At 64.6% G+C, this 23,148-nt stretch carries 19 protein-coding genes, 2 tRNA genes and 3 rRNA genes; 14 read left to right on the top strand and 10 right to left on the bottom strand.

Annotated elements, in window-relative coordinates; translation table 11 throughout:
• Window positions 1–116 precede the first annotated feature (116 nt).
• The 5 genes from rrf to M1D55_RS10455 all read right to left on the bottom strand — a co-directional run bounded on the left by rrf (window position 117) and on the right by M1D55_RS10455 (window position 5,305).
• Window positions 117–230, bottom strand: a 5S ribosomal RNA gene (gene rrf / locus M1D55_RS10475).
• A gap of 124 nt (window positions 231–354) precedes the next feature.
• Window positions 355–3,235: ribosomal RNA gene (locus M1D55_RS10470) — 23S ribosomal RNA — on the bottom strand.
• Between the two features lie 312 nt (window positions 3,236–3,547).
• A tRNA-Ala gene (locus tag M1D55_RS10465) sits at window positions 3,548–3,623 on the bottom strand.
• Window positions 3,624–3,631: 8 nt separating this feature from the next.
• A tRNA-Ile gene (locus tag M1D55_RS10460) sits at window positions 3,632–3,708 on the bottom strand.
• Window positions 3,709–3,771: 63 nt separating this feature from the next.
• Window positions 3,772–5,305, bottom strand: a 16S ribosomal RNA gene (locus M1D55_RS10455).
• The 16S, 23S and 5S rRNA genes sit together here with 2 tRNA genes alongside, the layout of an rRNA operon.
• A gap of 585 nt (window positions 5,306–5,890) precedes the next feature.
• On the opposite strand from M1D55_RS10455, the gene M1D55_RS10450 reads away from it, so the two are divergent.
• The 12 genes from M1D55_RS10450 to sugE all read left to right on the top strand — a co-directional run bounded on the left by M1D55_RS10450 (window position 5,891) and on the right by sugE (window position 16,424).
• On the top strand, window positions 5,891–7,582 hold the full coding sequence (locus tag M1D55_RS10450) for an AMP-binding protein (protein WP_456282145.1): 1,692 nt from the start codon (window positions 5,891–5,893) through the stop codon (window positions 7,580–7,582).
• A 100-nt stretch (window positions 7,583–7,682) separates the two neighbouring features.
• On the top strand, window positions 7,683–8,102 hold the full coding sequence (locus tag M1D55_RS10445; protein ID WP_064574607.1) for a DUF488 domain-containing protein: 420 nt from the start codon (window positions 7,683–7,685) through the stop codon (window positions 8,100–8,102).
• Window positions 8,103–8,239: 137 nt separating this feature from the next.
• Window positions 8,240–9,487, top strand: coding sequence for a nucleoside recognition domain-containing protein (locus M1D55_RS10440; protein WP_064574609.1), 1,248 nt, complete (start codon window positions 8,240–8,242; stop codon window positions 9,485–9,487).
• A gap of 416 nt (window positions 9,488–9,903) precedes the next feature.
• Entirely contained in the window at window positions 9,904–10,188 is a 285-nt protein-coding gene (locus M1D55_RS10435) for a DUF1488 family protein (RefSeq protein ID WP_006579226.1), read from the top strand.
• 122 nt (window positions 10,189–10,310) lie between these two features.
• The gene (gene paaA, locus M1D55_RS10430; RefSeq protein WP_064574612.1) at window positions 10,311–11,348 is read left to right on the top strand and encodes a 1,2-phenylacetyl-CoA epoxidase subunit PaaA; all 1,038 of its coding nucleotides are present in this window, start codon (window positions 10,311–10,313) and stop codon (window positions 11,346–11,348) included.
• 41 nt (window positions 11,349–11,389) lie between these two features.
• The gene (gene paaB, locus M1D55_RS10425; RefSeq protein WP_006579224.1) at window positions 11,390–11,677 is read left to right on the top strand and encodes a 1,2-phenylacetyl-CoA epoxidase subunit PaaB; all 288 of its coding nucleotides are present in this window, start codon (window positions 11,390–11,392) and stop codon (window positions 11,675–11,677) included.
• A 12-nt stretch (window positions 11,678–11,689) separates the two neighbouring features.
• Entirely contained in the window at window positions 11,690–12,541 is an 852-nt protein-coding gene (gene paaC, locus M1D55_RS10420) for a 1,2-phenylacetyl-CoA epoxidase subunit PaaC (protein WP_064574615.1), read from the top strand.
• 33 nt (window positions 12,542–12,574) lie between these two features.
• Entirely contained in the window at window positions 12,575–13,174 is a 600-nt protein-coding gene (gene paaD / locus M1D55_RS10415; RefSeq protein ID WP_082928384.1) for a 1,2-phenylacetyl-CoA epoxidase subunit PaaD, read from the top strand.
• Between the two features lie 57 nt (window positions 13,175–13,231).
• The gene (gene paaE / locus M1D55_RS10410) at window positions 13,232–14,320 is read left to right on the top strand and encodes a 1,2-phenylacetyl-CoA epoxidase subunit PaaE (RefSeq protein ID WP_064574617.1); all 1,089 of its coding nucleotides are present in this window, start codon (window positions 13,232–13,234) and stop codon (window positions 14,318–14,320) included.
• Between the two features lie 223 nt (window positions 14,321–14,543).
• On the top strand, window positions 14,544–15,335 hold the full coding sequence (locus tag M1D55_RS10405) for a DUF1835 domain-containing protein (RefSeq protein ID WP_006578906.1): 792 nt from the start codon (window positions 14,544–14,546) through the stop codon (window positions 15,333–15,335).
• The gene (locus M1D55_RS10400; RefSeq protein ID WP_006578905.1) at window positions 15,335–15,946 is read left to right on the top strand and encodes a TetR/AcrR family transcriptional regulator; all 612 of its coding nucleotides are present in this window, start codon (window positions 15,335–15,337) and stop codon (window positions 15,944–15,946) included. Before M1D55_RS10405 ends, M1D55_RS10400 begins: the two co-directional genes overlap by 1 nt.
• A 163-nt stretch (window positions 15,947–16,109) precedes the next feature.
• A complete protein-coding gene (gene sugE, locus M1D55_RS10395) occupies window positions 16,110–16,424 on the top strand; it encodes a quaternary ammonium compound efflux SMR transporter SugE (RefSeq protein WP_006578904.1) in 315 nt (104 codons plus the stop codon).
• A gap of 57 nt (window positions 16,425–16,481) precedes the next feature.
• Here sugE and kefC read toward each other — a convergent pair whose 3' ends face one another.
• Together kefC and kefF are read right to left on the bottom strand one after the other, a co-directional pair.
• The gene (gene kefC / locus M1D55_RS10390; RefSeq protein ID WP_006578903.1) at window positions 16,482–18,290 is read right to left on the bottom strand and encodes a glutathione-regulated potassium-efflux system protein KefC; all 1,809 of its coding nucleotides are present in this window, start codon (window positions 18,288–18,290) and stop codon (window positions 16,482–16,484) included.
• Window positions 18,287–18,871 (bottom strand): glutathione-regulated potassium-efflux system oxidoreductase KefF, encoded by a 585-nt coding sequence (gene kefF / locus M1D55_RS10385; protein ID WP_456282144.1) that lies wholly within the window; start codon window positions 18,869–18,871, stop codon window positions 18,287–18,289. Before kefF ends, kefC begins: the two co-directional genes overlap by 4 nt.
• A 334-nt stretch (window positions 18,872–19,205) precedes the next feature.
• On the opposite strand from kefF, the gene M1D55_RS10380 reads away from it, so the two are divergent.
• On the top strand, window positions 19,206–19,904 hold the full coding sequence (locus tag M1D55_RS10380) for a GNAT family N-acetyltransferase (protein WP_006578901.1): 699 nt from the start codon (window positions 19,206–19,208) through the stop codon (window positions 19,902–19,904).
• Window positions 19,905–19,987: 83 nt separating this feature from the next.
• Here the strand turns inward: M1D55_RS10380 and M1D55_RS10375 are convergent, their stop codons facing one another.
• The 3 genes from M1D55_RS10375 to M1D55_RS10365 form a co-directional block, all read right to left on the bottom strand.
• Window positions 19,988–20,479, bottom strand: a complete 492-nt coding sequence (locus M1D55_RS10375) for an Lrp/AsnC family transcriptional regulator (RefSeq protein ID WP_006578900.1) — start codon at window positions 20,477–20,479, stop codon at window positions 19,988–19,990.
• A 216-nt stretch (window positions 20,480–20,695) separates the two neighbouring features.
• Window positions 20,696–21,412, bottom strand: a complete 717-nt coding sequence (locus tag M1D55_RS10370) for an EF-hand domain-containing protein (protein WP_023263843.1) — start codon at window positions 21,410–21,412, stop codon at window positions 20,696–20,698.
• A 214-nt stretch (window positions 21,413–21,626) separates the two neighbouring features.
• Window positions 21,627–22,412: a type II secretion system protein N gene (locus tag M1D55_RS10365; protein ID WP_456282143.1), complete on the bottom strand. Its 786-nt coding sequence runs from the start codon at window positions 22,410–22,412 to the stop codon at window positions 21,627–21,629.
• A gap of 250 nt (window positions 22,413–22,662) precedes the next feature.
• Here M1D55_RS10365 and gspG point away from each other — a divergent pair, with 250 nt between their 5' ends.
• On the top strand, window positions 22,663–23,148 hold the full coding sequence (gene gspG, locus M1D55_RS10360; protein ID WP_006580210.1) for a type II secretion system major pseudopilin GspG: 486 nt from the start codon (window positions 22,663–22,665) through the stop codon (window positions 23,146–23,148).

The following is a 23,148-nucleotide window of genomic DNA, read 5'->3' as shown; positions in this document are numbered from 1 at the left end:
CCGCCGGGATATGCCTGTTCAGCAACCTGAGCGGCGACCGCGGGACGCGCTTCCGGCCCTGCCGCAAAGCAAAACGCCCCAGACCTGTTGGGATCTGGGGCGTTTTTGAATGGAGAGCCTGGCGATGACCTACTTTCACACGGGTAGTCCGCACTATCATCGGCGCGAAGTCGTTTCACGGTCCTGTTCGGGATGGGAAGGGGTGGTTCCGACTTGCTATGGTCACCAGGCATAAAGGGTTGCCGGACTGGCTTGGGGCCAATCGGGCGTATTGGGATGTAGCGTAGGTTGTGCTGTATGGCACGTATGCGGAGACCAGCGGCGCGTATCGAACGCGCTAAACGCACTGGTTATAGGATCAAGCCTTACGGGCAATTAGTACTGGTTAGCTTAACGCATTACTGCGCTTCCACACCCAGCCTATCAACGTCCTGGTCTTGAACGACCCTTCAAGGAGCTCGAGGCTCCAGGGAATCCTCATCTTCAGGCGAGTTTCCCGCTTAGATGCTTTCAGCGGTTATCTCTTCCGTACATAGCTACCCTGCGATGCCTCTGGCGAGACAACAGGTACACCAGCGGTACGTCCACTCCGGTCCTCTCGTACTAGGAGCAGCCCCCGTCAAGATTCCAACGCCCACGGCAGATAGGGACCAAACTGTCTCACGACGTTTTAAACCCAGCTCACGTACCTCTTTAAATGGCGAACAGCCATACCCTTGGGACCGGCTACAGCCCCAGGATGAGATGAGCCGACATCGAGGTGCCAAACACCGCCGTCGATATGAACTCTTGGGCGGTATCAGCCTGTTATCCCCAGAGTACCTTTTATCCGTTGAGCGATGGCCCTTCCATTCAGAACCACCGGATCACTATGTCCTGCTTTCGCACCTGCTCGACTTGTCGGTCTCGCAGTTAAGCACGCTTTTGCCATTGCACTTTAGGTACGATGTCCGACCGTACCAAGCGTACCTTCGAACTCCTCCGTTACACTTTGGGAGGAGACCGCCCCAGTCAAACTGCCTACCATGCACTGTCCCCGACCCGGATTCACGGGCCTAGGTTAGAACCTCAAACAAACCAGGGTGGTATTTCAAGGACGGCTCCACGAGAACTGGCGTCCTCGCTTCAAAGCCTCCCACCTATCCTACACAGATCGGTTCAAAGTCCAATGCAAAGCTGCAGTAAAGGTTCATGGGGTCTTTCCGTCTAGCCGCGGGGAGATTGCATCATCACAAACACTTCAACTTCGCTGAGTCTCGGGAGGAGACAGTGTGGCCATCGTTACGCCATTCGTGCAGGTCGGAACTTACCCGACAAGGAATTTCGCTACCTTAGGACCGTTATAGTTACGGCCGCCGTTTACCGGGACTTCAATCAAGAGCTTGCACCCCATCATTTAATCTTCCGGCACCGGGCAGGCGTCACACCCTATACGTCCACTTTCGTGTTTGCAGAGTGCTGTGTTTTTATTAAACAGTCGCAGCCACCATTTTATTGCAACCCCTTCACCCTTCTGGCGCAGGCCAGTCAAGCTACCAGGGCGTACCTTATCCCGAAGTTACGGTACCAATTTGCCGAGTTCCTTCTCCCGAGTTCTCTCAAGCGCCTTAGAATACTCATCTCGCCCACCTGTGTCGGTTTGCGGTACGGTCTCGTATGACTGAAGCTTAGAGGCTTTTCTTGGGACCCCTTCCGATTGCTTCGCAGCACTAGGCCGCTCGCCCCACATCCTTGAATCCTGCGCCCGGATTTGCCAAAGCGCCTTCTCCAATGCAGGGACCGGGACTTCCAACACCCGGACAACCTTCCGCGATCCGTCCCCCCATCGCATCATACGACGGTGCAGGAATATTAACCTGCTTCCCATCAGCTACGCATCTCTGCCTCGCCTTAGGGGCCGACTCACCCTACGCCGATGAACGTTGCGTAGGAAACCTTGGGCTTACGGCGAGGGGGCCTTTCACCCCCTTTATCGCTACTCATGTCAGCATTCGCACTTCCGATACCTCCAGCATCCTTTACAAGACACCTTCACAGGCTTACGGAACGCTCTCCTACCACGCGCACAAGGCGCGTCCGCAGCTTCGGTGACTGGCTTAGCCCCGTTACATCTTCCGCGCAGGACGACTCGATCAGTGAGCTATTACGCTTTCTTTAAAGGGTGGCTGCTTCTAAGCCAACCTCCTGACTGTTTTAGCCTTCCCACTTCGTTTCCCACTTAGCCAATCTTGGGGACCTTAGCTGGCGGTCTGGGTTGTTTCCCTCTTGACACCGGACGTTAGCACCCGATGTCTGTCTCCCGTGATTGCACTCTTCGGTATTCGGAGTTTGCTATGGCGGGGTAATCAGCAATAGACCCCCCAACCATGACAGTGCTCTACCCCCGAAGGTGAGACACGAGGCACTACCTAAATAGTTTTCGGAGAGAACCAGCTATTTCCAGACTTGTTTAGCCTTTCACCCCTATCCACAGCTCATCCCCTAACTTTTCAACGTTAGTGGGTTCGGTCCTCCAGTACGTGTTACCGCACCTTCAACCTGGCCATGGATAGATCGTCTGGTTTCGGGTCTACACCCAGCGACTCAATCGCCCTATTCGGACTCGCTTTCGCTACGCCTTCCCTAACCGGTTAAGCTTGCCACTGAATGTAAGTCGCTGACCCATTATACAAAAGGTACGCCGTCACCCGTTGCCAGGCTCCGACTGTTTGTATGCATGCGGTTTCAGGATCTATTTCACTCCCCTCCCGGGGTTCTTTTCGCCTTTCCCTCACGGTACTGGTTCACTATCGGTCGATCACGAGTATTTAGCCTTGGAGGATGGTCCCCCCATCTTCAGACAGGATTTCACGTGTCCCGCCCTACTTGTCGTACCCCTAGTTCCACAACGCGGTTTTCGCATACAGGGCTATCACCTGCTATGGCCGGGCTTTCCATCCCGTTTTGCTAACCACACTGCTAAAAGGTACAAGGCTGATCCCATTTCGTTCGCCACTACTTTGGGAATCTCGGTTGATTTCTGTTCCTGCAGCTACTTAGATGTTTCAGTTCGCCGCGTTCGCTTCCCACACCTATGGATTCAGTGTGGGATGACCCATACGGGCCGGGTTTCCCCATTCGGACATCTCCGGATCAAAGCTCGTTTGCCAGCTCCCCGAAGCTTTTCGCAGGCTACCGCGTCCTTCATCGCCTGTGATCGCCAAGGCATCCACCACATGCACTTGTTCGCTTGACCCTATAACGAGTGCGTCTACAACGCCCCGCTACAGGTTGAGTTCTCGCATTTGTGCCGTATTCCAAGTCATCTTTCGATCACTTAAATACTTTGGTTGATACAATCACAACCCGGTATCGCGCGATCAGATTCGATCGTCCACGCGCCTCATCAACGCGTCGCGACACCTTTACTACATCCCATTTTGTTAAAGAACAGCCAACGCACTTACCGTGCATCGTCTTGGCCAACGCCAAAGGCAAACGCTTGGCTTGAAGCGCTTGCCTTTGACGACTGCCTGGTCTTGCTCTCACACAACCTCTGTCATGTGAATGGTGGAGGATGACGGGATCGAACCGACGACCCCCTGCTTGCAAAGCAGGTGCTCTCCCAGCTGAGCTAATCCCCCCTGAAGACTGGTGGGTCTGGTAGGACTTGAACCTACGACCCCCGCCTTATCAAGACGGTGCTCTAACCACCTGAGCTACAGACCCTTGGCTGTAACACTCGAACCAACCGATAAGTGTGAACGCTCGACTTAGAACAGTCGCGCTCGGAAAGGAGGTGATCCAGCCGCACCTTCCGATACGGCTACCTTGTTACGACTTCACCCCAGTCATGAACCCTGCCGTGGTAAGCGCCCTCCTTGCGGTTAGGCTACCTACTTCTGGCAAAACCCACTCCCATGGTGTGACGGGCGGTGTGTACAAGACCCGGGAACGTATTCACCGCGGCATGCTGATCCGCGATTACTAGCGATTCCAGCTTCACGTAGTCGAGTTGCAGACTACGATCCGGACTACGATGCGTTTTCTGGGATTAGCTCCCCCTCGCGGGTTGGCAACCCTCTGTACGCACCATTGTATGACGTGTGAAGCCCTACCCATAAGGGCCATGAGGACTTGACGTCATCCCCACCTTCCTCCGGTTTGTCACCGGCAGTCTCTCTAGAGTGCCCTTGCGTAGCAACTAGAGACAAGGGTTGCGCTCGTTGCGGGACTTAACCCAACATCTCACGACACGAGCTGACGACAGCCATGCAGCACCTGTGTCCACTTTCCCTTTCGGGCACCTAATGCATCTCTGCTTCGTTAGTGGCATGTCAAGGGTAGGTAAGGTTTTTCGCGTTGCATCGAATTAATCCACATCATCCACCGCTTGTGCGGGTCCCCGTCAATTCCTTTGAGTTTTAATCTTGCGACCGTACTCCCCAGGCGGTCAACTTCACGCGTTAGCTACGTTACTGAGGAAATGAATCCCCAACAACTAGTTGACATCGTTTAGGGCGTGGACTACCAGGGTATCTAATCCTGTTTGCTCCCCACGCTTTCGTGCATGAGCGTCAGTCTCGTCCCAGGGGGCTGCCTTCGCCATCGGTATTCCTCCACATCTCTACGCATTTCACTGCTACACGTGGAATTCTACCCCCCTCTGACGCACTCTAGCCTTGCAGTCACAAGCGCAATTCCCAGGTTGAGCCCGGGGATTTCACGCCTGTCTTACAAAACCGCCTGCGCACGCTTTACGCCCAGTAATTCCGATTAACGCTCGCACCCTACGTATTACCGCGGCTGCTGGCACGTAGTTAGCCGGTGCTTATTCTTCCGGTACCGTCATCCACGCCAGGTATTAGCCAGCGCGATTTCTTTCCGGACAAAAGTGCTTTACAACCCGAAGGCCTTCTTCACACACGCGGCATTGCTGGATCAGGGTTGCCCCCATTGTCCAAAATTCCCCACTGCTGCCTCCCGTAGGAGTCTGGGCCGTGTCTCAGTCCCAGTGTGGCTGATCGTCCTCTCAGACCAGCTACTGATCGTCGCCTTGGTAGGCCTTTACCCCACCAACTAGCTAATCAGACATCGGCCGCTCCTATTGCGCGAGGCCGTTACCGGTCCCCCGCTTTCACCCTCAGGTCGTATGCGGTATTAGCTAATCTTTCGACTAGTTATCCCCCACAACAGGGCACGTTCCGATGTATTACTCACCCGTTCGCCACTCGCCGCCAGGCCGAAGCCCGCGCTGCCGTTCGACTTGCATGTGTAAGGCATGCCGCCAGCGTTCAATCTGAGCCAGGATCAAACTCTTCAGTTCAAATCCCTTGTGGTGCCGCGAATCTCTCCACGGACACCTCGCTCTTTCGAGCGGTCGCTCACTCTCAGAAAACTGACTGGCTCCATCGTCTTGACGCCGACGAAGCCACGTTTTGCTGTGCGAGCACTTGATAACTTTTGAGCCACGGATCCGAAGATCCGCTGTGACTGCCGCTATCGAGCGCCCACACTTATCGGTTGTTCGTTTGTTAAAGAACTCACGCGCCGGCTTTGCCGTTCGCGTCGCTGCGTTGTCAGCAGCAGAGAAACGAGATTATGCAGAACATTTCGCTTCTCGTCAACAGGTTGTCAGCACTTTTTTGCTGCGACTCCAGCACCGCAGTGCCTTCGCCTTCCCCGTCAACCTCGCCGCCGTTCGGCTGCGAGGGGGCGAATATTAAGGGAGGGCGCCGCCGAAGGCAAGCAAATTAAGTAAAAACCCGAATTCGACCTTGAAGTGCTTCAAAGACAACAAATGTCGCACCGGTGACAGCATCGGCGGAACGCTTCGCCTAAGCTGGCGCCCCATACCTATAGGAGAAGCACCCCTGACTACGATTCAGTCAATCAGTCGAAGGAGACAACCATGACGCTGATCCCGAACGCCGGCCTGTCGCTGGTCGCTGGCGCCACCGACGTGCCGCTGTCGGACCAGACCATCGCCGAATTGCTGGCCGCCACGGCGGCGGCCCACCCGGATGCGGAAGCCGTCGTCTTCCGCGAGCAGGGAATCCGCTGGACCTGGCGCCAGTTCAGCGAGCAGATCGACCGCCTGGCCACCGGCCTGCTGGCGCGCGGCATCGCGCGCGGCGACCGCGTCGGCATCTGGTCGCCGAACCGGCAGGAGTGGCTGGTGACCCAATTCGCCACCGCCCGCATCGGCGCGATCCTGGTCAATATCAATCCGGCCTACCGGCTGGCCGAGCTCGAGTACGCGCTGAACAAGGCCGGCGTCCGGATGCTGATCACCGCCGCGCGCTTCAAGACGAGCAACTATATCGAGATGCTGCAGAAGCTGGCGCCGGAACTGGCCGACAGCCAGCCGGGCACACTGCGCGCGGCACGGCTGCCCGCACTGCAATGGGTGGTGCGCATGGGCGAAGAAGACACCGCCGGCATGGTTCGCTATGCCGAAGTGCTGTCCGCGCCGGATACCGCCCGGCTGGACGCCATCAGTTCGGCGCTCGCCCCGCACGACCCGATCAATATCCAGTTCACCAGCGGGACCACCGGCAACCCCAAGGGCGCCACGCTGACGCACCACAACGTGGTCAACAACGGCCGCTTCGTGGCGATGGCGATGCGGCTGACCGAGCGCGATTCGCTGTGCATCCCGGTGCCGCTGTACCACTGCTTCGGCATGGTCCTGTCGGTGCTGGCCTGCGTCAGCGTCGGCGCGCGCATGATCTTCCCCGGCGAAGCCTTCGACCCGCTGGCGACCATGCAGGCCGTGCACGAGGAACGCTGCACCGCGCTGCACGGCGTGCCGACGATGTTCATCGCCCAGCTGGACCACCCCGACTTCACGAAATTCGACTTCACCTCGCTGCGCACCGGCATCATGGCCGGCGCGCCGTGCCCGATCGAGGTGATGAAGCGCGTGGTCAAGGACATGCATATGGCCGAAGTCACCATTGCCTACGGCATGACGGAGACCAGCCCGGTCTCCTTCCAGAGCGCGACCGACGATCCGCTGGAAAAGCGCGTGGCGACGGTCGGCCGGGTCCAGCCGCATCTGCAGTGCAAGATCGTCGACGAAACCGGACAGGTCGTGCCGGTCGGGGCCACCGGCGAGCTGTGCACTCGCGGCTATTCGGTGATGCTGGGCTATTGGGAAGACGACGCGCGCACGCGCGAGGCGATTCGCGACGGCTGGATGCATACCGGCGACCTGGCGACGATCGACGAACAGGGCTATTGCAATATCGTCGGCCGGGTCAAGGACATGGTGATCCGCGGCGGCGAGAACCTGTATCCGCGCGAGATCGAGGAATTCCTGTTCCGCCATCCGAAGGTGCAGGCGGTGCAGGTGTTCGGCGTGCCCGATCCGAAGTATGGCGAGGAGCTGTGCGCGTGGATCGTGCTCAAACCCGGGCAGAGCGCGACCGAGGACGAGATCCGGGAGTTCTGCCGGGACCAGATTGCGCACTACAAGATCCCGCGTTATGTTCGTTTCGTCGACGACATGCCGATGACGGTCACCGGCAAGGTGCAGAAGTTCGTGATGCGGGAAACGATGATTCGCGAACTGGGGCTGGAGCCGGCGGCAACCGCCTGACGCTTCGTCGATGCCTTGGCGGCGGGCGGGTCTTCATTGCGCGCCGCCGCGCCGGCCGTTTGCCTACACCGCACGCATCGCCAAGACAGGAGCGTCCGCCATGGCCGTCCACATCGTCAGGCTCGGAACCCCACGCAGCGCCGGTGAAGGGCTGCGGATCGGCACGGTACGCCGGCCGCCCCGCGGCGTGCCGCGCAGCGAATACGCGAGCCGGGACTTCTACGATGTCTGGTTCCCGCTGCTGTCACCGTCCCCCGAACTGGTTGCCGAGGCCAAGCACGCCCAGCATGAGCAGGACGACAAGGCCTGGCGCCATTTTGAGCGCCGCTTCCAGGCCGAGATGGCGGAGCCGGAAGCCAGCCGCACGCTCGACCTGCTGGCCGCGCTGTCACACCAGACCGATTTTGCGATCGGCTGCTATTGCGAGGACGAACAGCGCTGCCATCGCTCGATCCTGCGCAAGCTGCTGGCCAAGCGGGGCGCGGCTCTGGCCCAGGGTGCCCAACCAGCAACCGACTGACGAGGCCGCCACGCCACAGGCCGCAGCAAGCGGCGCGCTATGATAGGCGCCTTGCGCGACACGCGCCCGTCCTTGCGGCTCGTCCTGCGGGCCGCGCCCCCGCTCTGCCCCGTGCGCCGTTATTTGCCACCACGCCCATGGCATTGAACCTGGTCTGGCTGTCCTTTTTCCTGTCCGCCTTCGCCATCGGCTGCGTGCGGCTGGCGCATGGCGATACCGCCATCTTTCCGGCCATGCTGGCGAGCCTGTTCGACAGCGCCCGCACCGCCTTCGAAATCTCGCTGAGCCTGGGCGGCATCATGGCGCTGTGGCTGGGCATCATGCGGATCGGCGAGCGTGGCGGCGTGGTGCAGGGCTTTGCGCGCGTCGTCAATCCGGTGCTGCGCCACCTGTTCCCCGGGGTTCCGCAAGGCCATCCCGCGCAGGGCGCGATGATGATGAACGTTTCGGCCAATATGCTGGGGCTCGACAACGCCGCGACGCCGCTGGGCCTGAACGCGATGCGCGAGCTGCAGACGCTGAACGACAAGCCCGACACCGCGACCAATGCGCAGATCATGTTCATCGTGCTCAATACCGCGGGGCTGACGCTGATTCCGACCTCGGTGATCGCGATGCGGCAGGCGGTCGCGCTGAAGCAAGGGCTGGTCGGCTTCAATGCCGCCGACATCTTCCTGCCGACGCTGCTGGCAACAGGCGTGTCGTGCCTGGCCGGCCTGGTCGCCGTGGCCTGGACGCAGCGGCTCAATCTGCTCAAACCCGCGATCCTGGGCACGTTGCTGACCATCGTGGCCGCGCTCGGCGGTCTGGCGGTGTGGCTGCGCCATGCGCCGGCGCCGCAGGTCGACACCGTCACCGCGCTGGCCGGCAGCCTCTTCATCCTGGGACTGATCGTGCTGTTCCTGTTGTGCGGGGCCGTGCGGCGGGTCAACGTCTACGAGTCCTTCGTCGACGGCGCCAAGGAAGGCTTCGGCGTGGCGGTGCAGATCATTCCTTATCTGGTCGCGATCCTGGTCGCGATCGGGCTGTTCCGCGCCAGCGGCGGCATGGACTGGCTGATGCAGGCCCTGGCGGCGGGCATCGCGAGCCTCGGACTGAACACCGACTTCGTGCCGGCGCTGCCGGTCGGCCTGATGAAGATATTGTCCGGCGCCGGCGCCCGCGGCCTGATGGTCGACGTGATGACGACCTACGGCGTCGACTCCTTCCAGGGCAAGCTGGCGGCGATCATCCAGGGATCGACCGAAACCACCTTCTATGTGCTGGCCGTCTATTTCGGCAGCGTCAATGTGCGCCGTACCCGGCATGCGCTGGGCTGCGCGTTGTTCGCCGACGCGGTCGGCCTGGTCGCCGCCATTGGCATCGCCTATCTCTTCTTCCATTGACGGCAGTGGGCTGAAGGTGCATGGGGACAGATGACTGTTGCACCGACACAACAAAATCGTGCCGATTGGGGCCACCTTCGGGTTTTTTGGTATGCGGACCTTGGTGCGTCGCAGCAAGCCGCGTATAGTGAAGTCTGTCTCCTCCACCACCTCGGTGGATTCCAGCCCGCGCACAACCTGCGCGGGTTTTTTTTCGTCCACATCCTGCGGTCAAGGACGAAAGCTGTCCGCCTGCGTTGGCGAGCGGTTGCTGCAACGCAGCAGACGCCATACCGCGAAGTAAGCGGGTACTCGCTCCCGGAGGCGCGGCGCAAACCCGGGCACGGAACCGTCGGCGGCCGAGGCGCCGGGCTGGCGTGTGCCGCCCGATATCCTAGAATGGTCGTGACCCCCGTCTCTTTCGGCCGAGGCACGCCATGTCTGAGATCCTGTTTCCCAGCAGCGTCCCCACCTACTGCGCAGCCAGCCTGACGCTGTCGTGTCCCGCCACCGTCAACGGTCAACCGTCCCGTTATTCGATTACCGCCGAAGCGCTCGAGTCGCACTTCGGCGCACGCTCGCCTCGCGAGGAAGATCTCGTACGCGCCTTCACCGACCACCGGCCGCGCATCGAAAGCATCGCCCAGTCTCTGTTCGAGCTGACCCGTTCGCGCAACATCGTGCTGCGCAGCGGACACGTGCGCTTCGTTCCCGAATCCTGATCGCAAGCCGTATCGGAGCGGCCTTGCGGCGCCCGCCAATTAATTGACCGAACGGTCGGTTTATATATAATGCTTCCTACCGCTCGGCCCTTGCATGGCCGAGACCCGCCAGAGGAGGCGTCATGTACACCCAAAGCCTGGATCTGCCCCAACCGCCGCTGCCGGCCGACACGCCGCGCGCGGCCAGCGAAGGCGCCAGCCCCATCGACGATGCCGAGGCCCAGGCCGCGTTCGACGCGCGCCTGGCGGCGGACGGCAAGATCGAGCCGCAGGACTGGATGCCGGCCGCCTACCGCAAGACGCTGGTCCGCCAGATTTCGCAGCATGCGCATTCCGAGATCATCGGCATGCTGCCCGAGGGCAACTGGATCACGCGCGCGCCGTCGCTCAAGCGCAAGGCGATCCTGCTGGCCAAGGTGCAGGACGAAGGCGGCCACGGTCTCTATCTGTATTCGGCGGCCGAGACGCTGGGCACCTCGCGCGACGAGATGGTCGATGCCCTGCATCGCGGCAAGGCGAAGTACTCGTCGATCTTCAACTACCCGACGCTGACCTGGGCCGACGTCGGCGTGATCGGCTGGCTGGTCGACGGCGCGGCGATCATGAACCAGATCCCGCTGTGCCGCTGCTCCTACGGTCCGTACGCCCGGGCGATGATCCGCATCTGCAAGGAAGAGTCGTTCCACCAGCGCCAGGGCTTCGACGCGCTGCTGGCGATGATGCGCGGCACCGATGCGCAGCGCGAGATGGTGCAGGACGCGGTCAACCGCTGGTGGTTTCCGGTGCTGATGATGTTCGGTCCGCCCGATGCGGCGTCGACCAACAGCGCGCAGACGATGGCCTGGGGCATCAAGCGGATCTCCAACGACGATCTGCGCCAGAAATTCGTCGATGCGACCGTCGAGCAGGCCAAGGTCCTCGGCGTCACGCTGCCGGACCCCGGCCTGCGCTGGAACGAGGAACGCGGCCACTATGACTACAGCCCGCTGGACTGGGACGAGTTCTGGCGGGTCATCAACGGCGACGGCCCGTGCAACCGCGAACGGCTGGCGACGCGCGTCAAGGCGCACGAGGACGGCGCCTGGGTACGCGAGGCCGCGCTGGCCCACGCCGCCAAGGTGGCGCGGCGCGAGGCGGCCCAAGCCCGCGCAGCGGCCTGAGCCGAGCGCTCCAGCAAGCCGGCCGACAGGAGACCAGCAAGATGACGCAAAAGGAATGGCCGCTGTGGGAAGTATTCGTCCGCAGCAAGCAGGGCCTCGAACACAAGCATTGCGGCAGCCTGCATGCCGCCGACGCGCACCAGGCGCTGCGCATGGCGCGCGACGTCTATACGCGGCGGCAGGAAGGCGTGTCGATCTGGGTGGTGCCGTCCTCGGCGATCACCGCCAGCGTGCCCGACGAGAAGGCGGAGCTGTTCGACCCGATGGCCGACAAGATCTACCGGCATCCGACCTTCTATCAGCTGCCCGATGAAGTCAACCATATGTAACAAGGGCCGCGCATGACCGCCACGCTCAGTTCCCCCACGTCGCCGCTGCTGGCGAGCCTGCCGCTCTCGCGCACCGCCGGATGGCAGTACGTGCTGCGGCTCGCCGACAACGCGCTGATCCTCGGCCAGCGCAACGCCGAATGGTGCGGCCACGGCCCGGTGCTGGAAGAGGACATCGCGCTGGCCAATATCAGCCTGGACCTGATCGGCCAGGCGCGCCTGCTCTATGCGCGCGCCGGCGAACTGGAGGCCGAACTGACCGGCCGGTCCCGCCACGAGGACGACTACGCCTACTGGCGGGGCGAGCGCGAATTCCGCAACTGGACGCTGCTGGAGTTGCCGCACAGCGGGCCGCTGGCAGGGACTGCCTCGTCGGACCGGGATTACGCCATCACCATCGTGCGCAACTTCCTGTACAGCGCGCTGATGGTCGAGCTATGGGGCGCGCTCGAAGGCAGCCGCGATGCCGGCCTGGCGGCGATCGCGTCGAAGTCGATCAAGGAAGCGCGCTACCACCTGCACCACGGCGCCGACTGGCTGGTGCGGCTGGGCGACGGCACGGAGGAATCGCACGCGCGCACCCAGCGCGCGCTGGACCATCTGCTGCCCTATATGAACGAATGCTTCGCGGCGGATCCGGTCGAGCAGCAAGCGGCAGCGCAGGGCATCGCGGTGCCGACGGCGGAGTTGCAGCCCGCCTGGCAGGCCACCGTCGAGCAGACCGTCGCGGAGGCCACGCTGACGCTGCCCGCCGCCACCGCCTTCGTGTCGACCGGCAAGCAGGGCCTGCACTCCGAGCATATGAGCTATCTGCTGGCGCAGATGCAGAGCCTGGCCCGCGCCCATCCCGGCGCGCACTGGTAACGCCGGACGCCGCGCGCATCGAGACCAAACCCCATGCCAGCCACGCTGACCCACTCCGATACCCGCGTGCATGCGCCGTACGCCGATGCCGACGCGCCGGCGCACGCCGCCCGCGTGGCCCGCGCGTGGACGGTGCTCGAAGCCGTGCCCGATCCCGAGATCCCCGTGGTGTCGATCCGCGACCTGGGCATCCTGCGCGAGGTGGCGGTGGCCGATGACGGCGCGCTGGAAATCGTGATCACGCCGACCTATTCAGGCTGCCCCGCGATGGCGGAGATCGCCGAGGACATCGGCCGCGCGCTCGACCGGGCGGAGCTGGGCCCGTGGAAGATCCGCACCGTGCTGGCGCCGGCGTGGACCACCGACTGGATCACCGCCGAGGGCCGCGACAAGCTGCGCGCCTACGGCATCGCGCCGCCGGCGCGCTGCGCCGACCACGGCGTGCAGGCCCGGCCGCTGCGCTTCGTGCCGCGCCACCGCGCGACGGGCGGCCGGGCTGCCGATCACGTGCCCTGCCCGCACTGCGGCAGCGCCGATACCGAGCCGCTGTCGCAGTTCGGCTCGACCGCCTGCAAGGCGCTGTACCGCTGCCGCGCCTGCCGCGAACCGTTCGACTACTTCAAACCGTACTAGCCACTGGACCCAGGCGGGCCGTCCCGCTTGCGCCGCGGCCCACTGTCCCTCGCCGCCATGACCCCTCAGTTCCATCCGCTGCGCGTGGCGCAGGTCCGCCCCGAAACCGCCGACACCGTGTCGGTCGCCTTCGAGGTCCCGCCCGAACTGCGCGACGCCTACCGCTTCAAGCAGGGCCAGTTCCTGACACTGCGCACGTCGATCGACGGCGAGCAGGTGCGGCGCTCGTATTCGATCTGCTGCGGCGTACAGGACTACGACGAACGCGGCGAGCTACGCGTCGCGGTCAAGCGGGTCGACGACGGGCTGTTCTCGAACTTCCTGCACGACGCGGTGGTGCCGGGCCACACGATCGACGTGATGACGCCGGACGGCCGCTTCCATGTCCCGCTCGACCCCGAGGCGGCGCGCCACTACGTCGCCTTCGCCGCCGGCAGCGGCATCACGCCGGTGATGTCGCTGATCCGCACGACACTGGCGGTCGAGCCGAACAGCCGCTTCACGCTGGTGTACGGCAACCGCAATGTCGACAGCATCATCTTTGCCGAGGCGCTGGACGACCTGAAGAACCAGTACCTGTCGCGCCTGACGCTGTACCACGTGCTGTCGCGCCAGCCGCAGGAAGTCGACCTGCTGCACGGCCGGCTGGACCGCGCGCGAGTGCAGGCCTTCCTCGAGACGCTGATCCCGGTCGAAGACATCGACGCGGCCTTCGTCTGCGGACCGGCCTCGATGATCGACGACGTCGAGGCCGCGCTGAAGGAAGGCGGCCTGGACCCGCACAAGATCCACGCCGAGCGCTTCGGCGTGCCGCTGGCCCAGCCGCGCCGCCAGCCCGTCAAGGTGACCACCGACGAGGCCGGCACCGCGCAGCTGGTGGTGGTGCTCGACGGCAAGCAGCACGCGATGCGCATCCCGCTGCAGGACGCCAACGTGCTGGACACCGCGCTGGCGGCCGGTCTGGACTTGCCCTATGCCTGCAAGGGCGGGGTCTGTTGCACCTGCCGCGCCAAGGTGCTGGAGGGCAAGGTCGAGATGGAGAAGAACTACACGCTCGAGCCGTGGGAGATGGACAAGGGCTTCGTGCTGACCTGCCAGGCACGGCCGCTGACCGAGCGCGTGGTGGTCAGCTACGACGAGCGATAGGCCGATCGCGATGGCGTCCGGTTGGCGCCGCGCTGCGCGCGAGCGCACGCACCGCCGCCGTCCCCCAGCGATGCATGGTTAAAATGGCCGCTGCCTGAAATCGGACATTCGATCGGACACCCGACCGGACGGCCGCGCGCCGCTGGCCCGGATACCGCGCCAGTCCTGGCCGCCGGGCGGGCGCGGTGCTGTTGAGCCGTCTTCTCCATATACAATCACGGCCATGCAATACATCCACGTCGTCAACGGTGACATGGCGGGCAACACGCTGCGCCAGGCGCTGGCGCAAGCCGCCCGTCCGGACCCCGTCGTCGTGCTGCGCGACGACCTGGCCGTCGGCCCGATCGCCGACGTGGACAGCAGCGGCCTGATCCGCTCCGGCTTCTGGCAGCGCGTGGCCCCGCACAGCGAGATCGACTTCGCCGCCGAGATGCGCCAGGCGCTGGACCAGCTGCAGGGCCTGCGCCAGAGCGAGCCCGAGGTCGCGATCTGGCACGGCCAGAGCGCCTCCGACCAGCTGATGCTGCGCCGGGTCGTGTTCCACCTGTACCAGAGCCCGCAGCGGATCAACGAGGTCGCGATGGACAGCCGCGAGCTCGACGGCACCACCCAGGGCAATCTGACCGCGATCGGCATGTATCCGGCCGCCCGGCTGGCGCGCCGCTTCTCCACCATCGCGCCAGTCTCGGTGCTGCGCCTGGGCCGGCTCGGCTACGAGTGGCAGCAGAACGTCAAGGAAAACGCCGACGTGCGGCTGTGGAAGGGCAATACGCTGGTGCCCGCGGCCTACCACACGGTCGACGAGGTGATCCTGGAGCGCGCGCCGCTCGAATGGACGCCCGCGGCCCAGGTGGTCGGCAGCGTGATGGGCGCGATCGAAGGGCTGCTGGCCAGCGACTGGTTCGTGTTCTGGCGCTGCCGCGAACTGATCGGCGCCGGCCAGATGGTGCTGCGGGGCAATGCCGATTCGCTGCAAAGCTGCGAGCTGCGGCGCAATCTGACGGCCGATTCCTGATGGCCCGTACCAAGGCGCCCGACTTCGAGGCCCAACGCGAACAGATCCTCGAGCTGGCCGCGGCGGCGTTTGCCGCCAGCAGCTATCCGAGCACGTCGATGGCCGACCTCGCCGCGGCCTGCGGCACCTCGAAGGCGCGGCTGTACCACTACTACGAGAGCAAGGAAGCGATCCTGTTCGACCTGCTCGACCGCTACACGCGCCGGCTGATGCTGATCGTCACCGAGGTCGAGGCCGAGGCCGAGCGCCAGGGCCACAGCGAACGCGACAGCTTCGCCAACCTGATCCGCGCCTTCCTGGCCGAGTACGAGACCTCGCAGACGCGGCATATCGCGCTGATCAACGACGTCAAGTTCCTCGCGCCCGAGCAGCGCGACATCATCCTGAAGCGCGAGCGCGATGTGGTCGCGGCGTTCTCGCGCCAGTTGCGGCGCGCCTATCCGGAGCGGGTCACGCGCGAGAACCAGACCGCGCTGACGATGACGGTGTTCGGCATGATCAACTGGACCTTCACCTGGCTCAAGCCGGGCGGCAAGCTGTCCTATGCGGACTTCGCCGAGATGGTGATCGAGCTGCTGGCGGGCGGGCTGCCCGGACACGGGCGCGCCTGACATCGCGGCATTGCCGCGATAGAATGCCGCCTGCGCCGGGGACGACCCCGCGCCGCCGCGGAAAGCCTTCGAAACACATTCGAACACCTTCGAATCCCTTCCATCCAGCGGCGCCCGACCAACCGGGGACGGCCCCGATGCCTCGACACCATCGCAGCCCATCATGCCCTGGATCTACGTTCTGCTCGCCGGCCTCACCGAAATCGCCTGGGCCACCGGCCTCAAATACTCCGAAGGTTTCTCCCGCCTGTGGCCATCGGCCTTCACCATCGTGACGATGGTGGTCAGTTTCTGGCTGCTGTCGCTCGCCATGCGCGCACTGCCGCTCGGCACCGCCTATGCGGTCTGGACCGGCATCGGCGCGGTCGGCTCGTTCGCGGTCGGCATCCTGCTGTTCGGCGAATCGGCCAGCTTCTGGCGGCTGTTCAGTGCCGGCCTGGTGCTGGCCGGCATCGTCGGCCTCAAGCTGTCGTCGTAACCAGGGCCGCAACCGGGGCGGCGGCGCGCGGCGCCCCGGTGCCGGATCACCACCGGATCACGACCACTCGGCCTCCTCCCGCCGGCGCCGCTGCTCGCGGTCCTGCCTGAACATCTCCTCGAGCTCGTCGCGCGCCTGCCGCGCCAGCGACACCATCGTCTTCTGATCGGTGTAGTGCGGGTAGAAGCGGTCGATCGCGGCGATGTTGTGGCGGCGGAATTTCATCGCCGCCGCGCGGGCCTCGGCCGGGTCCAGCCCCAGGCCTTCGAGCACGCGCCGGCCCAGCATCAGCGAGCCCTCGAACATCTCGCGCTCGAACAGTTCGACGCCGCGGTCCTTCAGCAGGTAGACGTGCGACACATGGCGGGCGCGCGCGTAGATCCGCAGATGCGGAAAGCGCTGGCGCACGCGGTCGATCAGCGCCAGGCTCTCGTCCATGCCGTCGACGGCGACCACCAGGATCTTCGCCTTCGCCGCGCCCGCAGCTTCGAGCAGGTCCATCCGCGTGGCATCGCCATAGAAGACCTTGAAGCCGAACTGGCGCAGGAAATCGATCTGATCGGGGTCGTGGTCGAGCACCGTCACGCCGATGCCCTGCGCATACAGCAGGCGGCCGACAATCTGGCCGAAGCGGCCGAAGCCGGCGATCAGCACCGGGTTGTCCTGCGGCTCGATGGTGTCGTCCGCCCGCTGGCGCAGCTTGCCGGCCCGTGGCGCGACGATCTGGTCGTAGGCCAGCAGCAGCAACGGCGTGGTCACCATCGATAGCGCCACCACCAGCACCAGCAGCGCGGCGATGTCCGCCGGCAGCAGCCCGGCCGCGCGCGCCACGCCGAACACGACGAAGGCGAACTCGCCGGCCTGCGAGATCAGCAGCGCGAACAGCAGCCGCTGGCCGCGCGCGATCTCGAAGCGCGGCGCCAGCAGCCGCAGCACCAGCACCTTGGCGCCGACCACGGCGGCGACCAGCCCCAGCACCTGCCACGGCTGCTGCGCCATCACGCCGAAGTCGATCGACATGCCGACCGCCATGAAGAACAGGCCCAGCAGCAGGCCCTTGAACGGCTCGATGTCGGCCTCGAGCGCGTGGCGGTATTCCGAATCGGCCAGCAGCACGCCGGCGAGAAAGGTGCCGAGCGCCATCGACATGCCGACCGCTTCCATCATCGCGGCGATGCCGACCACCAGCAGCAGCGCGAACGCGGTGAACATCTCGCGCATGCCGGTGCGGGCGATGAAGCGCAGCGCCGGACGGACCAGATAGCGGCCGCCCACCACCACCGCGGCGATCACGGCCACCGCCTTGACGGCACCGATCCAGGCCTGGCCGTCGGCGGGCTGGGGGCCGTCCAGCGTCAGCATCGGCAGCAGCGCGATCATCGGGATCGCGGCGATGTCCTGGAACAGCAGGATGCCGAAGCTTGCCTTGCCGGCCGGCGTGGCGAACAGATTGCGCTCGCCGAGCGTCGCCAGCGCGATCGCGGTCGACGACAGCGCCAGCCCGAGGCCGGCTACCAGCGCGACCTGCCAGCTGGCGCCGAAGGCCGCGGCCAGCGCGCCGATCAGCAGCGCGCAGCCGGCCATCTGCAGCGCGCCATAGCCGAAGATGGTCTGGCGCAGCGCCCACAGCTTGCTGGGCGCCAGCTCCAGGCCGATGACGAACAGCATCAGCACGACGCCGAATTCGGAAAAGCTCAGGATCGATTCGACGTCGGTGACCACCCGCAGCGCCCACGGGCCGATCGCCGCGCCCGCGAGCAGATAGCCAAGCACCGCGCCCAGCCCGAAACGGCGCGCCAGCGGCACGGCCACCACCGCGGCGACCAGGAACACCAGCACCACGCGCAACGCATCATGCGGATTCATGCGAGCTCCAGCCTGGCGGCAGTGCTCGCCGCGTTTGCCGGATCGCCGGCGCCGCCATGGCCGAGCGCGGCCATGACCTCGGCGATCACGCGCTGCACGCCGGACTCGTCCAGCCGGTAGGCGTCGTGAATCGCGATCGGGGCGCGCCACGTCATGCCGCATTCCAGCGCCATCTGCTCCAGCGGCAACAGGAACGAGGCCAGTGGATGCCGATGCACGCCTTCCGGTGAGTAGCCCTCGTCGGTCCCACGCGTGCTGACCACCACCAGGCAGGACTTGCCGCGCAGCGCGGTGCCGCCCGGGCCGTGGGCCCAGCCGCGTTCGAGCACCTCGTCCATCCACAGCTTCAGCAGCGGCGGGACGCTGAACCAGAACATCGGAAATTGCAGCACCACGGTGTCGGCGCACGACAGCGCGCGCTGCTCGGCGACCACATCGATGTCGTAATCGGGATAGCGCGCGTAGAGATCCCGTACGTCGACATCGGGTAGCGCGGCGAGCGCGTCGGCCAGCGGCCGGTTCACATGCGAGCGGCGGGCGCGCGCATTGGCATAGATCACAACGATGGGTCGGGCGGGCATGATGTGAACCAGACCTTACTTATACCGAGGCGGCCGCGTCGCGTGGAACGCTGCAGCACGCTGCGGCGTTGCAACATTTCCACACCACGCGGCGGCTGGATCGGCAAGCAAGTGATTGATTTTTAATGGATTGCGAGAATACAAGCGGGGCAAGGGCGCGCTCTGCGACGCACCATGCTTACGCCAAACTGACAAATGCACTACAATACTTTTCGCGTTGCAGCAAGATAGGATTTGCCCCATCCATTAGGAAATCGCATTCGGATGGTCTACTTTGACAAGTCTGCTTGCCGCGATGTGACGTTTATACCCTGAATCGCCCAAGGAACAGAAAGTGAATCCGCTCGAACTGAGCAAGGCCGTCGGTGCCCTGACCGACGAAGATCTTCGCAAAGCAGCCGCTGCCTCGCAGGCCGCCCAGCGTCCGACCATTCTGGTGCGCGAACTGGCAGCCCAGCATCGCTCGCGCCTGCTGAAGCATTTTCTCGCGCTCGGCGAGGAGGATCGCCTGCTCCGCTTCGGCCAGTCGGTGGGCGACCATGTGATCGAGGCCTATGTCGACAGCATCGACTTCGACCACGACACGGTGTTCGGCGTCTACGACGAACATATCGAGCTGGTCGGCGTCGGCCACTTCGCCAATCTGCGCGACAACGCCCAGGGCCGCGTAGCCGAGTTCGGCGTGTCGGTGTCGCAGAGCGCGCGCGGGCGCGGCATCGGCAGCGCGCTGTTCGAGCGCGCCGCGATCCACGGCCGCAACACGAATGTGCGCACGCTGTACATGCACTGCCTGTCGCGCAACGCCGCAATGATGCATATCGCCAAGAAGGCCGGCATGAAGGTCCAGTACGCGTACGGCGAGGCCGATGCCTATCTGGAACTGCCGCCGGCGGACACGGTCAGCCGCCTGACCGAGGCGATCGACGAACAGGTCGCGGACCTGGACTATGTGGTGCGCCGCAATCTGCGCGACGCACGGCGCTTCGGCCAGCGCTTCTGGCGCTCGATCATGCCGCAGAAGAGCACGGCCTGATTGGCATCGACATCGGTCCACAGCAAAACGGCGCGCCGACTGGCGCGCCGTTTTTCGTTGGGCCCCTGCTCCGGGCCCAAGGCTCAGCCGCCGATCACCGGCAGCGCCGTGGTGTCCTTGATCGATTCGAGCGCGAAGCTCGAACGCACGTCGATCACCGCCGGATGGGCCAGCAGCTGGTCCTTCATGAAGCGGGCAAAGTGGTCCATGTCCTCGACGTAGACCTTCAGCAGCAGGTCCATCTCGCCGGTCATCGCATGGCAAGCGGCGACCTCCGGCCAGATCGCGATGGCGGCGCGGAACAGGTCCAGCGGGGCCTTGCCCTTGGGCGCCCCACCGTGCTTCTCCAGGCGGACGTTGATATAGGCCAGCAGGCCCAGCCCGATCTTGCCCGGCTCCAGCAGCGCCGCGTACTGCCGGATCACGCCGATTTCCTCGAGCCGGCGGATGCGCCGCAGGCACGGGCTCGGCGACAGGCTGACGCGCTCCGCGACTTCGAGATTGGTCAACCGCCCGTTGGTCTGCAGCACCTCGAGTATCTTGCGGTCGATCTTGTCCAGCTCCACCTTGCTCACGATATTGTTGCTCCGCAATAAGACAGTCAGCAATTTTTTTGCGCAAATTTAGCAAGACAGGCACAAGGTTGCAATTTATTGTGCGTTGACGTGTCGTATCGCGGCGCCAACGGCAAAGACAAAGCGCGCGGCCCTTCCGGACCGCGCGCTTTTCCATTGCCTATTGCCGCTGTATCGGCCTCACCGCGTTGCCGCGGGACGCCGGGCAGTCACCGCTCAACCGCCCTCGGTCGACGGCACCGCCGGGTTGTTCGGCTGCGTCGGCGGCGTGCCGGTGTTGCCCGGGGCGCCCGGGGTGCCCGGCTGACCCTTGATGCCGTGGTGGTGGCGCTGCATCCGCTCCATCCGCTGCATATGGACCTGGCGCATGCCGGCGCCGATTTCGTCGCGCGTCAGCTTGCCGTCCTTGTTGGCATCGAGACGGTCGTAATGGCCCGCCATGCGCGGCATGCCGGCCTCGGCTTCCTGCTTGCTCAGTGCGCCGTCGCCGTCCTTGTCGGCGGCCTTGAAGCGCGCGTCGAAGCGCTCGCGCATCTGCTGGCGGTGCTGCGCGTGCTGGGCCTTGTGGTAGGCGCGCATTTCATCCTTGTCGATCTTGCCGTCCTTGTTGGCATCGACGCGGGCGAACATCGCGTCGGCCTCGGCCTTCGAGATGGCGCCGTCGCGGTCGGTATCGGCCGCGCGCAGCGACATGCCGCCGTGATGGCCGTGGTGGCCGTGGTGGCGATGCTGACGGTGGTGATGGCCGTCGGCACGGTGACCCTTGTGTGCCGGCCCGGCTTCGGCCGCGGAGGCCGCGGCTTGCGGCACGCCCTGGGTGGCGGGGGCCTGCGCCTGGGTCTGCGCGATCGCGCTGCCGCCGATCGCCAGGAACACCGCCGAAGCGGCCAGCAACTGGTGAACAGGGCGCGGCTTGATGGTGTTTCGTGACATGTCTGTTTTCCTTGTTTCGGTCGACTGGTCGGATTGACCATGTACCGATTAGAACGCAGACGATGGCGGGAAGTTGGCCGGATTAATAGGATGTTACGCGGCTCACAGAATCGGCCCGGGGCTGTAAACGGCCGCAATACCGGAGCAATACAGCGCGGTACGAACGCGATACGGAAGCACGGGATACCGCTTCTTCGCGTCGTTCTTCGCTCGTTCAGCCCTTGGACATCATCGCCGCGTCGTCGCCCTGGTTCATACCGGGATTCATACCGGGATTCACCGCGGGGTTCATGCCCGGATTGATACCGGGATTGACGGCGGGATTGACAGCCGGACTGGCCCCGGGATTGAAGCCAGGATTGGGCAGCTGCGGCGGCGGAACCTGCCCCGCCATGCCGGAGTTCGGCGCCATCGCCGGCGGCGGCTGATTCGCCGCGGGAGCCGCGGCGGAAGGTGCGGCGGGCACGGGCTGCGTGGCCGGCGTCGACAGCGGCGCCGCCGCGCCCGATGGCGGGGTGGCCAACGGCGCCGGCGTGGCGCGCGGCGGCGTGCCACGCGCCGCCAGCGGCCGGGCCGGCAACGCGATGGTCTGGCGCGCGCCATTGCGTTCGATCACGACCGCGCGGTCACGGATCTCGACCAGCCGGATCTGCGGCGACAGCGCGGCCCCGGCGCGCAGCGCCTTCGGCGGACCGTTGTCGATCGACACCACCGCCGCTCCGCCGCCGGCCGGGTCCGCGATCACGCCGAGCAGCTGCACATCGCGTACGCCGGCCTGCGGACTGCCGCCGAACAGCGTGGCGATGGCGCCGGTCTCGACCGCCTCGGTCTGCGCGACGCGGGCGGTCTTCGGCACGGGGATCGTATCCATCGCGCTGAACGTCAGCGCCCACCGCGTCGCCAGCGCGCACAGCGCGACGAACAGCAGCAGCGTGGCGACGCGGGGCAGCCAGGCGGCGCCGGCATCGAAACGGAAAGCGGATGGCAGGGACAGTGGCACGAGATCGCGTCGGGCGGTCCGTCACGGGCCGCCGCAGGTTGTCGATGGCGGCAAGCGTAACAGAGCGCCATGGCGATTGTCTTGCGGCCGGCATGACGGCGGTCCCCTCGCCAGGACAGCGGCGATGTCGGTGCCTGTCCGGTACCGAGGCGTCACAAGCCGCGGGTATACTGGGCGACCATCCCACCGGTGCGCGACGCGGTCGCGGCGCCGGCTTCGACTCCGTCGACAACCTAGGCCTGAAAACCCGATGCGCAGAAACACTCCGTCCCGCTCCGCCCTCGTCCGAACCAGCCAATCCGGCGCCGCCCGCCTGCGCCGCCGCCGTGCCGGCTTCACGCTGATCGAGATCATGGTGGTGATCGTGATTCTTGGCGTGCTGGCGGCACTGGTCGTGCCCAAGATCATGAGCCGCCCGGACGAAGCGCGTATCGTCGCGGCCCGCCAGGACATCTCGTCGATCATGCAGGCGCTGAAGCTGTACCGCCTGGACAACAGCCGCTATCCGACCACCGAGCAGGGACTGGCGGCGCTGGTCACCCGACCGACCACCGAGCCGATCCCCAACAACTGGAAGGGCGGCGGCTATCTGGAAAAGCTGCCGCGCGATCCCTGGGGCCAGCCGTACCAGTACCTGAACCCCGGCGTGCGCGGCGAGATCGACGTGTTCAGCTTCGGTGCCGACGGCCAGGCCGGCGGCAACGGCAACGACGCCGATATCGGCAACTGGGACTAA

This window comes from Cupriavidus sp. JZ107 (assembly GCF_053903255.1).
This window is presented reverse-complemented; position numbering and strand designations above follow the sequence as displayed.